Here is a 14,711-nt window from a genome sequence, read left to right as displayed (position 1 = left end):
GCCCCCCGCCCCCCCCCCCCCCCCCCCCCCCGCCCGGCCAAGCACGGCTTTTGCTTCTGGCTTCAGCGACCAACCCACAGCCACGAGGGGCTGCGCCGTTGGCTGGAAATTCAGTACCGCTTGATCCCCGGCACCGTGCAGCCCTCAATCTGCGCATGCGCCGACACCGCATTCTCCTTCTCGCCCCGCGCCAGGCGCGACTGCTCGATCGTCGCCCAGTGCCGGCGGCACAGCGGCCCAGTCTTTGAACCCAGATCGACCGCCTTGCGCGCGAACGTTTCCGCCTGCGCCCATTGGCCCTGCAGCAGCGCCACCTCGGCACGCTCCTGCAGCACCGCCGGGTCACCGGCCACGATCTCCAGTGCCTGATCCAGACTGCGCACAGCACCCGCCAGATCATTGGCCTGGCGCTGTGCCTGCGCGGTCACCCGCAGGTCTTCCACCTGCGAATCCCGCAACGGCTGTACCGACAGCTCCTTGTCGTCCGGGCCAGCGGCAGCGTCCACTGCGGCCAGTCGCTGCGCCGGCGTGGTGGCGTTGACCGCCTTGACCACCGGCGGCGCACTGGTCACGCAGGCGGCCAGGGCCAGGCTGAGGCCGGTCACGGCCAAGGGACGCAGGAGGATTCGGCTGTTCATCGATTTCATCTACTCGGAGGGGGAGTGGCCGCAGCCGGGGCTGCGGAAGGTTCTGCAGGCGGGTCCGGCTTGCGGTCCAGGCCGAACCAGCTGCGCCAGCCACCACCCTCACCTTCGGCACCCTCCTGGGCCTCTGGCGAAATGGCCGGTGCACACGGCGCATAGGCGGGGGCGTAGCCCACCACGAACGGGAAGCGGCGCGCGCCCGGACAGCCCTCATCGGTGGTGTTGAGGCCAGTGGCGGCCACCGACTGCCAGTCCAGGCCCTTGTTGCTGACACGCAGCGGTGCGCTCGGCAGGCGCTGGAAGATGCCCGACCATACCCGCATCGCACCGGTGGCACCGTACAGGCCCGCCTGCTCGTTCTGGTCATTGCCCATCCAGATCACCGCCAGATGGTCACCGGTATAGCCGGCATACCAGCTGTCACGGCCGTCATTGGTGGTCCCGGTCTTGCCCGCTGGCTGCAGCCGGGCCAGGCCATCGGCATTCAGGCGCTGCGCGGTACCACTGGCGACCACCTGCTGCAGGCCGACACTGATCAGGTTGGCGGCGATGGAGTCGCCTTCCTGTGCCGGCGCCGGGGTCTTGTCATAGCGCTTGAGCAGCTTGCCCTGCGGATCGAGCACGCCACGCACCGCATGCAACGGCTGGATCTCGCCGCCGGACGCAAGGAACTGGTACAGCTGCGCCATCGCGTACGGGCTCTGATCGGTCGAACCAAGGATCACCGCCGGGTTCGCTTCGGCCTTGATACCGGCCAGCACGTGGATCAACTGGGTCACGCGCTCAGGACCGACCTGCATGCCCACGCGCACGGTGGCCTGGTTGTAGGAGTGGGCCAGTGCATCGATCAGGCGCACGGTACCGTGACTGCGATTGTCCGCGTTGCCGGGGGTCCAGTTGCGGCCGCGGCCAAGCTGCACCGTCACCGGCGAATCATCGACCCAACTGGCCAGCGAGTAGCGGTCCGGTTGCGCCAGCGCCAGCAGGTACACGAACGGCTTCAGCAGCGAGCCGACCGGGCGCTGTGCTTCGATCGCGCGGTTGAAGCCTACTTCGGACACTTCACGGCTGCCGATCACCGCCAGCACGTCACCGTTGTGCACATCGGTCAGCACCATGCCGGCCTGCAGTTCAGGGCGGCGCTTGCTTTCCAGCGACTTGATGGTGCGGGTCACCGCGCCTTCGGCATAGGCCTGCGCGGACGGAGACATGCCGGTCATCACGCTCAGCCCGGCGCCCTGCAGCGCGGATTCCGGGTAGTCATGGCCCAACTGGCGACGGACCAGATCAACGTAGGCGGGGAAGCGGTTGGCGGCCACCAGGCCTGGGGACTTCGGCACGCCCAGCGGTGCCTTCAGCGCTCGCTGGTACTCGGCGTCGTCGATCAGCGTGGCCTCGTGCAACTTGCCCAGCACGAAGTTGCGACGGTCCAGTGCGCGCTCCGGATTGCGTCGCGGATCGTAATAGGAGGGTCCTTTGACCAGGCCGATCAACAGCGCGATCTGCTCGGTTTCCAGCGACTGCAGATCGCGACCGAACCAGAACTCGGCGCCGGACGACATGCCGTGGATCGCCTGGCTGCCACGCTGGCCCAGGTACACCTGGTTGAGGTAGGCCTCGAAGATCGTGCGCTTGTCGTAGCGCGCCTCCATGATCAGCGCATACAGCACCTCGTTGAACTTGCGGGTGACCGTCTGCTCCTTGCCGATGCCGAGCAGGCCGCTGCGGGCCAGCTGCTGGGTGAGCGTCGAAGCACCCTGGCGGCTCTGGCCACCCGAACGGATCGTCACCCACACCGCACGGGCGATGCCGGACAGGTCGATGCCGTGATGGCGGTTGAAATCCTTGTCCTCCACCGCCTGCAGGCCGGTCACCAGCAGGTCCGGGGCCTCATCCATGCGGATCAGGCGGCGTTCCTCCTGCTTCTGGCCATACAGCGTGGCAATGCGCGCCGGGTCCAGCCGCGCGGCCTTCAGTGCCTTGCGGCTGTCAGCATCGCGCAGCGAGGCGACAGCGCCGTCGGCCAACGACAGTTCGAGCCGGCGCGGGGCGACCCGGCCATCCACGTCGTTGTAGCCACGGCTGGAAATGACGAAGCGCCCGCCCTTCACCGCGTAGGTCGCCAGCTCCTTGCCCTGCCCATCATCGCGATAGGCCGAGGCCGCCAGCTCGGTCTTCAGGGTCGCCGCATCCATCGCCCTGCCGGGCGTCAGCACCAGCGGGCGCGCGTATACCCGCGTCGGGATCTGCCAGCGCAGTTCACCGAAGCGCTGGGTCACCTGCTGGTTCAGGTACAGCGTATAGGGGATCAGGAAACCCAACCCCAATGCGACCGCCGCCATGCTCCAGGTGATCAGCCGGCGCCGCCACAGCGGGCCGTTGTCCTGCAGGTCGTCGTCGTCGAAATCGTCGATGTCGTCGGAATCGTAGCGTCGGGGCACGGGAATGCGAGAATGTAGGGTCTGGCGAGTCTACCCCAGCCGCTGCGGCTGGCGGATTCTCCCGGGTTCCCCTGCTTAAGCTGGAGTTGCAACCGGATGGCGATGTCCCTGGCCGAGATCCGATACCTGATCAACCGCCTGTCGGGCCTGGCCCGCCGGAGCCTGGCGAGCCTGCGCACGCGCGGCTGGCGGGCCACCTGGCAGCGCATCCGCGTCCATACCCAGCGCGCCGTCCCTGCCCCGCGCACGCCACTGTTCCTGCCCCCGGCACAGGCATTCGGCCCCTTCACCGTGCCGTTCAGCGAAACGCCGGAGGTGAGCATCGTCATCCCGGTCTACAACCACGTTGACCATACGGTGGCCTGTCTGCGTGCCCTGGCGGCGCACCCGCCGGCGACCTCGTGCGAGATCCTGGTGGTGGATGACGGCAGCAGCGACGCCACCGCGCAGTGGATGCCGCAGGTAGCCGGGCTGCGCTATGAGGTGCGTGAACGCAACGGCGGCTTCATCGCCGCCTGCAATGACGGCGTGTCGCGCGCGCGCGGCCGTTACGTGGTGCTGCTCAACAACGATACGGTGCCGCAGCCGGGCTGGCTCGATGCCCTGCTGGACACTTTCAGCAGCGTGCCCGAAGCCGGACTGGTCGGCAGCCAGCTGCTGTACCCGGATGGCCGCCTGCAGGAATCGGGCGGCGTGATCTTCGCCGACGGCAGCGGCTGGAGCTATGGCCGCTTCGAGGCCGCCGACGATCCGCGCTTCGCCAGTCTGCGCGATACCGACTACTGCTCCGGTGCGGCACTGATGCTGCCTCGTGCCCTGTGGGACCAGCTGGGCGGCTTCGACACCCGCTACAAGCCTGCCTACTACGAAGATACCGACCTGGCATTCCGGGTGCGGGCGCAGGGCCTGCGCGTGCTGGTGCAGCCGGCCAGCCGGGTGATCCATGATGAAGGCACCAGCAACGGCACCGATACCAGCAGCGGCGTGAAGGCCTACCAGGTGCGGAACCAGGCGGTCTTCGCGGCAAAGTGGGCTGCCGATCTGGCGCACCAGCCTGCCCTCGGCGCGGTGCCATCGCCGGCACTGCTGCTGCGCGGTCGCCGCCAGGTGCTGATCCTCGACGAGGAAGTGCCGAAGCCGGATCGCGATTCCGCGTCACTGCGCCAGGTCAACCTGATCCGCCTGCTGCTGCAGAGGGGGGCCCACGTGGTGTTCGTCCCCACCCGCCGTGAACACGGCGGTGCCGCCACCGAAGCGTTGCAGCGCATGGGTGTGGAAGTCTGGTATGCGCCATTCCTCGACGGCGTCGCCAATTGGCTGCGCATGCACGGTGCACGCTTCGACGTGGCGATGCTGGTCCGCCATCATGTCGCCCACGAGTGCCTGCCACTGTTGAAGCGCTACGCGCCACAAGCGCGCACCGTGTTCGATACGGTGGACCTTCACTACCTGCGCGAGCGTCGCGGCGCTGAAGTGGCGGGTGATGCCAGCATGCTGCGCGCAGCCGAACGCACGCGTGCAAGCGAACTGGCCGTGATGGAGCAGTGCGACATCACCGTGCTGGTCAGTGCCGCCGAACGCGAGCAGCTGCAGGCCGACGCGCCGGCGGTGCAGGTGGAACTGATCTCCAACCTGCATGATGTGGCCGGTGCCGGGAAACCGTTCGAACAGCGCCATGACCTGGTCTTTGTCGGGGGCTTCCGTCATCCGCCGAATCTGGATGCAATGGTGTGGTTCATCGGCGAAGTCTTCGCCGGCATCCGCGCCCGCCTGCCCGAGGTAAGGCTGCACTGCATCGGTGCGGCAACGCCGGAGTCGCTTCTGGCACTGGCCGAGCGCCAGCCCGGCGTACAGATGCACGGCTTCGTCGAAGACATCACGCCCTACATGGACGGCGCACGCATCTCCATTGCGCCGCTGCGCTTCGGTGCAGGCGTGAAGGGCAAGATCAACCTGAGCATGGCCCATGGCCAGCCGGTGGTCGGCACCACCTGCGCGGTCGAGGGCATGCATCTGCGCGCGGGACAGGACGTTCTCGTAGCCGATGATGCGGCGGGTTTCGCCGACGCGGTGGTCCGCCTCTACCAGGATCCGCAGCTGTGGCAACAACTGTCCGACGCCGGCCTGGCCAACATCGCAGAGCACTTCTCCCTCGACGCCGCCCGCGCCACGGTGCAGCGGGTGTTCTTCGCCTAGTCCACGCGCCCGCTGGCGCGGCGAAGGCGGTCTTCGAATGCTGGCAGTTCGGCCAGGTCAGACTGCAGCAACCGGGCCTGTTCGACGGCATGTGCAGCAAAAACCAGGTCGCCGCTGCCCAGCCGTTCGCTGCCGATTGCCAGCCAGCGCTGGGCCAGGCGCACGCGTGCGGAAGGAAGTCCAGCTGCGGTTGGTGACAGGGTCTGCCAGGCCTGCAGGCAGGCACTCGCGGCCTGCACCCGATTCTGCCGCAGGTTGTCGTCAAAGCAAAGACGACTGGCCGGCAGCAGGCGCGCGGCTGCAGCTTTCACCCGCGCATCGCGCGGTGCCAGCGCCTGCGCTTCCCGCAGCGCATCGAACGCATTGTGGCCTGGCGGACTGATCCACTGCCCGGCGCGTTCTGCACGCTCGATCCGGCGCAGGTGGCCGCGCAGTTGCCGCTCGCGCTGCGCGTTGCTGAGCGCTGGTTGCTGCAGCGCATTCCGCGCGTATTGCGCGCGCTGCAGGCCCTGAGCAAGCTGCTGCTGTGCGGCCGGCGAAGCACCCAGTTCTTCGGCCAGCGCGGCGTCACGTTGTGCTGCTTCGAATTGAAAGTCATCGGCCTGCTTCTGGCTGCGCGCCAGCACCGCCTGCAGTGTCTGTTCACGCCCCCGCTGGGCAATGGGGTCGTCGGGCGCCACGGCCAGCACCGCCAGGAACCCCCTCGCAGCGGATTCCAGCTGCCGGCGCTGCAATGCGCGCTGTGACTGGCGCAGGTGCTGGTCGACGCCCTGCGCGAACGCTTCCTGGCTGGCAGGCAGATCGGCGTGGCCGGCATCGAACTGGCGCGCACGCTGCAGCATCCTTGCGGCCTCGACCAGCTCGCCGCGCCCCGCCAACGCGCGTGCCTGCTGCAGAAGATCGCTCAGTGCGTCCTCGCGACCTTCCAGCGCCGGCAGGTTGTCCGGCTGCAGCAGCAGGATGCGCTGGAACAGCGGCAACGCACTGCTTTCACCATCGTCGAGCCGGCCTGCCGCAAAGGCGTTGCGCGCCCGCGCCAGCAGCGCTCCGATTCCGGCACCCGCGCTGCGCCGCGCCTGCAGCTGGCGCGCCACGGCCTCCGCAGCGGCCTGCGGCACCTGCAGTTCCCGCGCCAGCGCAAGCGACTGCGCGCTACCCTCAAGATCATTGGCCTGCAGTTTCTCGCCCGCCTGCTGCAGCGCCGCCGCCCCGGTGCGGGCCAGCCCCTCACGGGCCTGTGGACGATCACCGTCCAGTGCCAGTACCGCCTGGTAGCGCTCGCGTGCACCACTGCCATCGGCGGCACTCAGCCGCCCGGCGGCCAGTGCGCGGTCGCCCTCGGCCAGCAGCTGTTCAATCTGAGGCTCATCCCAGAACCAGTCGGCCAGCGGCTTGCGCAGCAGCACCAGCAATGCGAACACCGCCAGCGCCGCGACCAGCGCCCAGCGCCAGACCCGGCGCGCGTGGCGTGCCTGCAGCCACCACCAACGGCCTTCGCGGCGGACGCGGTCCAGCGCAGGATGTTCAGCGCCATGCGGGCGATGCGGAGGCTCGCGTTCCATGCGTGCAGGGTAGCCGGGGCAGCGTGAAGCTCAGCCGAGGCGACGCGCCTCGCTCACGCCGGGCAGCGCATCCAGCTTGCCCAGCAGGGTCGACAGCTGGCCGTAGTCGCTCACCTTCAGCCGCAGGCGCAGGTGGGCACGGCCACTGTTGCGTACGTTGTCACTGTGGATGTCGAGCACGTAGGCGTCTTCCTGGGCGATCAGGTTGGTGATGTCCTTCAGCAGCCAGCGGCGGTCGACTGCAGTGACCACCACGTCCACTTCGTAGCCGCCGCCGGCCTGGCCCCACTCCACCGGCAGGATGCGCTGCGGGCTGGTGGCTGCCAGCCGGGCCAGCGCGGCACAGTCTGCACGATGCACGGTGACACCCCGGCTACGGGTCAGGTAGCCGACGATCGGCTCGCCAGCCACCGGCTGGCAGCAACGTGCCAGCTGCACCAGCAGGTTGCCTACGCCCTGCACGGTGAACTTGGACTTGCCCAGGTTCTCGCGGCGCGCGGTCGGCCGCGGCAGGGCCGGCGCGGGCGCCGGCTGGCTCGCTGCACGTTCGGCTTCCAGCAGGGTACGGCTGACCTGGTTCGGGCCGGTATCGCCCAGCGCTACCTGGATATACAGGTCATCAACGCTGTCGGCATGGAACTTCTTCGCCGCCACCGCCAGGTCCGAATGCTGCAGGCCCAGACGCTTCAGCTCGCGCTCGAGCAGTTCGCGCCCGGCCTGCACGTTGCGCGCGCGGTCCAGCTTGTGGAACCAGCTGCGTACTTTCTCGCGCGAGCGGTTGCTGGCCAGGAAGCCGTTGGCCGGCATCAGCCAGTCGCGGCGCGGGTCGGCCTCCTTGCCGGTCAGGATCTCGACGCGGTCGCCGCTGCGCAGACGATAGGTCAGCGGCACGATGCGACCGTTGACCTTGGCGCCCCTGCAGCGGTGGCCGACCATGGTGTGCACCTGGTAGGCGAAATCGAGCGGCGTGGCGCCCTGCGGCAGATCCAGCACCTCATCCTTCGGGCTCAGTGCATAGACCCGGTCCTCGGTCAGCTCGGCGTCGAGCGCCCCGGCCAGTTCATTGCCCTGCCCGTCCTGCGCCTGCTCCAGCAGCTGGCGCATCCAGGTGATCTTGCGATCGAAGGACTTCTCCGCGCCCTTGCCACCTTCCTTGTACTTCCAGTGCGCGGCCACGCCCAGCTCGGCCTGCGAGTGCATCTCATGGGTACGGATCTGCACTTCGATGGTGCGCCCTTCCGGGCCGACCACGGCGGTGTGCAGCGAGCGATAGTCGTTGGCCTTGGGCCGGGCGATGTAATCGTCGAACTCGCTCGGCACCGGCGCCCACAGTGCATGCACCACGCCCAGCGCGGCATAGCAGGCGGCGACGTCGTCGACCATCACGCGCACCGCACGGATGTCATACAGCTGGTCGAACGCCAGACGCTTCTTCTGCATCTTCCGCCAGATGCTGTAGATGTGCTTTGGGCGGCCGCTGACTTCGGCCTTGATGCCCTGCGCGACCAGCTCGCGCGACAGCACCTTCTTGACGTTCTCGACGTAACGCTCGCGGGCGATGCGGGTTTCGTCCACCTCCCGCGCAATGCGACGGTAGGTCTCCGGCTCCAGGTGGCGGAACGCCAGGTCCTCCAGTTCCCACTTCAGCTGCCAGATGCCCAGGCGGTTGGCCAATGGCGCGTGGATGTCGCGTGTCAGCTGTGCCAGCGCGCGGCGTTGCTCGTCATCCAGCTTGTCGGCCGCGCGCATCCGCGCCAGCTGCCGGGCCAGCAGGATCGGCACCACGCGCAGGTCGCGGATGATCGCCAGCAGCAGCCGTCGCAGGCCCTCGCTGTTGCGCCCTGCCTCACGGCCGGCATGCAGCGCCCAGACCGGGTCGGCGGCGTCCTGGCCATCAAGCAGGCCGATCACCGCCGCCTTGTGGTTGCCCAGCGGCAGCTGTTCCAGGCTCGCCCGCAGGCCTGGCAGGTCGAACAGCAGGGCCGCGACCACCGCACCTTCGTCGGCGGAGAGCATCGCCAATGCATCGAGGGTGTCACCCAGCACCGACCAGCTGGCGCGCATCTGGTGGTCACATTCCAGCGCGTCCCAGTGCCCGCGCAGGGCCTGGCGCAGCGGAACGGGCAGCACGGCTGCCGAGGGACGGTTCAACAAGGCATCCAGGCCGGGGACGGAAGCGCGGTTCACAGCATCGAGCAGGCAAGACAGAGGCCTCTACACTAGCGCCGGCGCCGTTCAGGGACAATCACCGCGGCCACCATCACCCGGCATGAAGACATGCCGCTACACTCGCGGGCAAACCCAGGAGAGTCCCCACATGTCCTCGATCACCCCGCGTTTCCGCCTACGGCTGCTGGCCTGTGCCGCACTGTTGCTGTCCCTGTCGGCGCCTGCGCTGGCCCAGCGCGTAGTGGAGGGGGACCTGCAGCAGCAGATGTCACCGGCCGAGTTCAAGGCTGCTGGCCTGGACAAGCTCAGCGCGCAGGAACTGGCCACACTGAACCGCTGGCTGCAGGGCAAGGTCGAAGCCGCCACCACCCAGGCGGTTGCCGCCGTACGGGAATCGGCACGCGAGGAAGGCCGCCAGGAAGTGATCGTGAAGAATCGCGGCTTCTTCGACTTCGGCAGCAGTGAACCGATTGTCGGTACGTTGCAGGGCGAGTTCCGCGGCTTCGGCAAGGGCCGCATCTATGTACTGGACAACGGCCAGGAATGGGAGCAAACCGATGCAAGCACTCTGGCCGGTGTGCGCAAGCAGTCACCCTCCGTCAGCATCAAACCCGGCGTGATGGGCGTGTGGTACATGAAGGTCGACGGCGTGAACACCCAGCCGAAGGTTCGCCGTACCAAGTAACTATACGTGTAACCGCATGGTGCTCCTGTAGAGCCGAGCGTGGGCTCGGCTCTACAGCAACGACGTCACGCCTGGCGCAATGCGGTCACCCGCTGCGCCAGTTTCTTCGCCGAGATGCCGGTACGTGCGCCCAGCTCCTGCGCGAACAGCGACACCCGCAGCTCCTCCAGATCCCAGCGCAGCGCCTGCCATTGCGGGCGCTCGCGCAGGCCCTGCTGCTCCCCCACTTCCAGTGCTTCCAGGAACGGGTGCAGTTCCAGCATGCGCGCCTGGTCACGTGGCGGATCACGCTTGGCACGTTCGGTGCGCAGGATCATCGCCTTCAGGTAGCGCGGATACTGCGCCAGCGCGTCAGCCGGCGTGTCGCGCAGGAAGCCGGGATGGATCAGGCCGGCCAGCTGCGCTTCCATGTCGTCCAGGTTGCCGCGCGCCCAGCCCATCAACGGTGCTTCCAGCATCGGCTTCAGTTCCGCCACCAGCGCCAGGATGGTTTCGGCCAGTTTCAGCCGCGACATGGCCTCACCGAACAGGGCCTTGGCCGCATGCTCGCGTCGCTGCTCGAAGGTCGCCGCATCACGGATGTCTTCCAGCCCCTCGGCCAGCACTGCGTTCATCGCCGCGTCGACCAGGTCGCCGCGCAGGCGCTCCTGCGATTCGATCGCGGCATACAGCAGGCCGGTCTTCGGCGCCACCGGCAGCTGCTTGCGTGCCTGCTTCACCTTCTCGGCGAGGGCAATCTCCAGCAGGCGGCGCACACCGAGCGGATGGGCCTCCAGCGCCTGCTGGCGGTCGGCGAAGATGCGCAGCGCAACACTGTCGCCCTCGTCCAGCAACGCCGGATAGGCCGGCACGCCCGCTTCGCCGGGCACCTGCAGCGGAATAGGCGTGGCCGGGAACGTACGCAGGCCATCGGCCGCCATCTCGCGGCCGGCGCGTGCAGCGAAGGCATCGCCGGCACGACCGCCGAACTTGGCGCGAAGTGCGTCCAGATCACGCGAGGTCGCCAGCACCTTGCCCTGCTCGTCGCGAAGGCGCAGGTTCATGTGCAGGTGCGGTTCGATCGAACCGGGCTCGAAATCGAGCGCGGTCACCGTGGCGCCGGTTGCGCGTGACAGGAAGCGCGCCAGTTCGCCGGTGATGGCATCGGCGCTGGGCTGCGGGAACGCCTCGTAGAACGCGCGGCCGAAATCCGGTGCCGGCACGTAGTTGCGACGCATCGCCTTGGGCAGGCTGCGGATCAATGCAGAGGCCTTGTCGGCGACGAAGCCCGGCGCCAACCAGCCCAGTTGCACCGGGTCCAGCGCGTTGAGCAGGTGCAGCGGTACGTCCAGGGTCACGCCATCGTCGTCGGCCCCCGGTTCGAAGCGGTAATGCAGTGGCAAGCGCGCCTGGCCCAGCGTCAGGTACTTCGGGTAGCGCTCCTGTTCGCTGCCCTCACCCGGCAACAGGTCGACCAGCGACCAGTGCAGGGTCTTGCGCTGTTCCGGCGCCAGCCCCTTCCACCAGGTATCCAGCCCCGCCGCCGAATGGATCTGCGGCGGCACCCGGTCCAGGTACCAGCGTGCCTGCCAGTCTTCGTCGGCGACGATGCCGGCGCGGCGCAGCTTGGCTTCTTCCTCGCGGGCGGTCTCCAGCACTTTCTGGTTGTCGGCCACGAAGCTGGCGCGGGTGTTGATCTCGCCGGTCACCAATGCCTGGCGCACGAAGATGTCATGTGCCTCGCCCGGTTCGATGCGGCCGTAGTGCACCGGCTTCTTCGGCGCCAGCACCAGACCGAACAGGCTGATCTGCTCGGACGCGAGCACCTGTCCCTGCGCGCGCGACCAGTGCGGATCGAAGTGCTTGCGCAGCAGCAGGTGCGGCAGTTCGGCGATCACCCAGTCCGGCTCGATCGCGGCCAGGGTCATGCCCCACACCTTCTGCGTATCCAGCAGGTTGGCCACCAGCAGCCACGGCGGCGGCCGCTTGGACAGCGCCGAACCGGGGAACGGCAGGAAGCGGCGCTGGCGGGGTGCCTGGAAATCGCCCTTCTCGGTGCGGTGGCCGATCTGCGTCGGCAGGCCCGCCACCAGCGCCCGGTGCAGGGTCTGGTAGGCGGCGGCACGCACGCGCTCGCTGAAACCGCCGCCAACCGGCGCCTGTTCCTTCTGCGCACGCACGGCCACCGGCGCCGGTGCGGCCTCGGCCTTGCCTTCGCGGGCCAGACGCGCGGCACGGTGCAACTGGCCTCGGGTGGCTTTCACTGCGGCAGCATCGTCACGCGCCGGGACCGGCGCACTGCTGCCGGCCAGCAACGGTGCCATCGACGCCTCGTTTGCCTCTTCCTTCCAGCCCAGTTCTTCGCACAGCAGGCGCAACTGGCGATGCAGCTCGCGCCACTCGCGCATGCGCAGGAAGCCGAGGAAATGACGGCCACACCAGTCGCGCAGCTTGGACTGGGTCAGGTCTTCGTGGGCCTGCCGGTAGCCATCCCACAGGCGCAGCACGCCGACGAACTCGGAGCGCCCATCAGCAAACTGCGCGTGCGCGCTGTCGGCCGCACCGCGTGCTTCAGGCGGACGTTCGCGCGGGTCCTGGATGCCCAGGAACGAAGCGATCACCAGCATCGGCCGCAGGCAGCCGGCGGCCTGCGCGGCGACCAGCATGCGCGCCAGCTTCACGTCCACCGGCAGGCGCGCCATCTGCTTGCCGATGGTGGTCATGCGCCGCTCGGCGTCGATCGCGCCCAGTTCGGTCAGCTGCTGCCAGCCATCGGCTACCGCGCGCTCGTCCGGTGCTTCCAGGAACGGGAATTCCTCGATCCGGCCCAAGCCCAGCTGCAGCATGCGCAGGATCACCCCGGCCAGGCTGGAGCGGCGGATTTCCGGATCGGTGAACTCCGGCCGCGCCTGGAAATCGGCCTCGGCGTACAGGCGGTAGCAGATGCCCTCGGCGATACGGCCGCAGCGACCCTTGCGCTGGTTGGCGCTGGCCTGCGAGATCGGCTCGATGTGCAGGCGGTCCAGCTTGTTGCGCGGGCTGTAGCGCTTGACGCGGGCGAAGCCCGGATCAACCACGTAACGGATGCGCGGCACCGTCAGCGAGGTTTCCGCCACGTTGGTGGCCAGCACGATGCGCCGGTTCGGCCCCGGGTTGAACACCCGGTCCTGGTCCTGGTTGGACAGGCGCGCGTACAACGGCAGCACCTCGGTATTGCGGTACTTGCGCCGTTCCAGCGACTGGTGCGCATCGCGGATCTCGCGCTCGCCCGGCAGAAAGATCAGCACGTCGCCGCGCGAATCCAGGCGGGTGATCTCGTCGATGGCCGACACGATGGCGTCGTTGACGGTGCGCTCGCCCTGGTCTTCGCCCTCGCCTTCCAGCGCGCGGTAGCGCACTTCCACCGGGTAGGTGCGGCCTTCGACGCTGATCACCGGCGCATTGTCGAAATGCTGGGCGAAGCGTTCGGTGTCGATGGTGGCCGAGGTGACGATCAGCTTCAGGTCCGGGCGCTTGCGCAGCAGCTGCTTCAGGTAGCCCAGCAGGAAGTCGATGTTGAGGCTGCGTTCGTGCGCCTCGTCGACGATGATCGTGTCGTAGTTCGACAACCAGCGGTCACTGGCGATCTCCGCCAGCAGGATGCCGTCGGTCATGAACTTGATGCGGCTGTCTTCGCTGACCTTGTCGTTGAAGCGCACCTGGTAGCCGACCAGCTGGCCCAGTTCGCTCTGCAGTTCCTGCGCCACGCGGCTGGCCACCGCACGTGCGGCAATCCGTCGCGGCTGGGTGCAACCGATCATGCCGGCCTGGCCACGGCCCGCAGCCAGGCACAACTTCGGCAGCTGGGTGGTCTTGCCCGAACCGGTTTCGCCGGCGATCACCACCACCTGGTGGTCGCGGATCAGGCCGATGATCGCCTCGGCTTCACGCGCAATCGGCAGCTGCGGGTCCAGAGTAATGGATGGCTGCTGCAGCGCCCGCATCTGCCGGCGCTGCACCGACGCCTGCAAGGCCTGCTCGAAGGTGGCGGCCAGCGCCGCATCCTGTGGCTTGGCCTGGCACCGCGAGAGCATCCCCAGCAATCGGCCCCGGTCGCGGCTCATGGCGCCGTCGACGGCGGCGCGCTGTTGGCGCAGGCGGGGCGATGGATTTTTATCGATAGAGTTCATCAATCGGTTCGTTCAAAACTTTGAAAGCGACCAGTCATCACGACCGGTTTATTGTGAAGGCCAACGATTCCACAAGGAGGAACCCCATGGCGAAGACCAAGAGCACGACCAAGGCCAAGACCGGCAAGCAGAAGCTTGCAGCGGCGGCACCGTCGGCACCCAACATCGATATCGGGATCACCCAGGGCAACCGCAAGAAGATCGCCGACGGTCTGTCGCGGTTCCAGGCCGATGCGTTCACGCTCTACCTGAAGACCCACAACTTCCACTGGAACGTGACCGGCTCGATGTTCAATTCGCTGCACACCATGTTCGAGACCCAGTACACCGAGCAGTGGGCGGCTCTGGACGATGTGGCCGAGCGCATCCGCGCCCTGGGGTTCAATGCCCCGGGCTCCTACCGGGAATTCGCTGCGCTGACCTCGATTGCCGAGGAGCCGGGTCTGACCGACAGCGCGGACTGGCGGGAAATGGTACGCCAGTTGGTGGTCGCCAACGAAGCGGTCTGCCGTACGGCGCGTGAAGTGCTGGATGTGGCGGACGATGCCGACGACGCCCCGACCGAGGATCTGATGACCCAGCGTCTGCAGACCCACGAGAAGTACGCCTGGATGCTGCGCTCCCTCCTCCAGTAAGGGTTTGGGGGTTTTTCGGCAGGGCTTGCAGCCCTGCACCTGCTTCAAGCCGAAGCCAGGGCAACAGCAGAAGCTGGTTTGCTGAGGGTTGGCGGGGTGGGTCCGGTTGAGGGGGACGCCGTAAACCCATCCATGGGGGCTTAGCCGCGCCATCCATGGCGCGGATACCCCCTCAACCGGACCCACCCCGCCTTCGACAGTTTCCCGCGATCTGCCGGCAAAGCTTGGGGT

General features: G+C 67.9%; 8 protein-coding genes. 3 read left to right on the top strand and 5 right to left on the bottom strand.

The features are described 5' to 3' along the window. Positions 1 to 110: 110 nt before the first annotated feature. The gene (locus D7Y61_RS21860) at positions 111 to 647 is read right to left on the bottom strand and encodes a tetratricopeptide repeat protein (protein ID WP_180869302.1); all 537 of its coding nucleotides are present in this window, start codon (positions 645 to 647) and stop codon (positions 111 to 113) included. Further along, positions 644 to 3,085 (bottom strand): penicillin-binding protein 1B, encoded by a 2,442-nt coding sequence (gene mrcB / locus D7Y61_RS21855; protein ID WP_180869300.1) that lies wholly within the window; start codon positions 3,083 to 3,085, stop codon positions 644 to 646. The genes D7Y61_RS21860 and mrcB overlap by 4 nt, the downstream gene beginning before the upstream one ends. A 96-nt stretch (positions 3,086 to 3,181) precedes the next feature. Here mrcB and D7Y61_RS21850 point away from each other — a divergent pair, with 96 nt between their 5' ends. Beyond that, a complete protein-coding gene (locus D7Y61_RS21850; protein ID WP_180869298.1) occupies positions 3,182 to 5,281 on the top strand; it encodes a glycosyltransferase in 2,100 nt (699 codons plus the stop codon). On the opposite strand, the gene D7Y61_RS21845 is transcribed toward D7Y61_RS21850, so the two are convergent. Together D7Y61_RS21845 and D7Y61_RS21840 are read right to left on the bottom strand one after the other, a co-directional pair. Then, the gene (locus D7Y61_RS21845; RefSeq protein ID WP_180869296.1) at positions 5,278 to 6,843 is read right to left on the bottom strand and encodes a hypothetical protein; all 1,566 of its coding nucleotides are present in this window, start codon (positions 6,841 to 6,843) and stop codon (positions 5,278 to 5,280) included. The genes D7Y61_RS21850 and D7Y61_RS21845 overlap by 4 nt on opposite strands. 30 nt (positions 6,844 to 6,873) lie before the next feature. After that, on the bottom strand, positions 6,874 to 9,030 hold the full coding sequence (locus D7Y61_RS21840; RefSeq protein ID WP_180869294.1) for a RelA/SpoT family protein: 2,157 nt from the start codon (positions 9,028 to 9,030) through the stop codon (positions 6,874 to 6,876). A 130-nt stretch (positions 9,031 to 9,160) separates the two neighbouring features. On the opposite strand from D7Y61_RS21840, the gene D7Y61_RS21835 reads away from it, so the two are divergent. Further along, positions 9,161 to 9,697 carry a hypothetical protein gene (locus D7Y61_RS21835; RefSeq protein ID WP_180869292.1) on the top strand — a complete coding sequence of 179 codons (537 nt, stop codon included), beginning with the start codon at positions 9,161 to 9,163 and terminating at the stop codon, positions 9,695 to 9,697. A gap of 65 nt (positions 9,698 to 9,762) precedes the next feature. Here D7Y61_RS21835 and hrpA read toward each other — a convergent pair whose 3' ends face one another. After that, a complete protein-coding gene (gene hrpA / locus D7Y61_RS21830; RefSeq protein WP_180869290.1) occupies positions 9,763 to 13,845 on the bottom strand; it encodes an ATP-dependent RNA helicase HrpA in 4,083 nt (1,360 codons plus the stop codon). 86 nt (positions 13,846 to 13,931) lie between these two features. Here hrpA and D7Y61_RS21825 point away from each other — a divergent pair, with 86 nt between their 5' ends. Beyond that, positions 13,932 to 14,480: a Dps family protein gene (locus tag D7Y61_RS21825; protein ID WP_180869289.1), complete on the top strand. Its 549-nt coding sequence runs from the start codon at positions 13,932 to 13,934 to the stop codon at positions 14,478 to 14,480. The last annotated feature ends 231 nt before the right edge of the window (positions 14,481 to 14,711 follow it).

The sequence above is a fragment of the Stenotrophomonas maltophilia genome (assembly GCF_013464485.1).
GTDB classification, from domain to species: Bacteria; Pseudomonadota; Gammaproteobacteria; order Xanthomonadales; family Xanthomonadaceae; genus Stenotrophomonas; species Stenotrophomonas maltophilia_AW.
This window is presented reverse-complemented; position numbering and strand designations above follow the sequence as displayed.

What these genes read in the sequence shown, in the direction of transcription:
- D7Y61_RS21835 (WP_180869292.1), top strand. Translation starts at nt 9,161, where the DNA reads ATGTCCTCGATCACCCCGCGTTTCCGCCTACGGCTGCTGGCCTGTGCC.
- D7Y61_RS21825 (WP_180869289.1), top strand. Translation starts at nt 13,932, where the DNA reads ATGGCGAAGACCAAGAGCACGACCAAGGCCAAGACCGGCAAGCAGAAG.
- hrpA (WP_180869290.1), bottom strand. Translation starts at nt 13,845, where the DNA reads ATGAACTCTATCGATAAAAATCCATCGCCCCGCCTGCGCCAACAGCGC.
- D7Y61_RS21850 (WP_180869298.1), top strand. Translation starts at nt 3,182, where the DNA reads ATGGCGATGTCCCTGGCCGAGATCCGATACCTGATCAACCGCCTGTCG.
- D7Y61_RS21860 (WP_180869302.1), bottom strand. Translation starts at nt 647, where the DNA reads ATGAAATCGATGAACAGCCGAATCCTCCTGCGTCCCTTGGCCGTGACC.
- D7Y61_RS21845 (WP_180869296.1), bottom strand. Translation starts at nt 6,843, where the DNA reads ATGGAACGCGAGCCTCCGCATCGCCCGCATGGCGCTGAACATCCTGCG.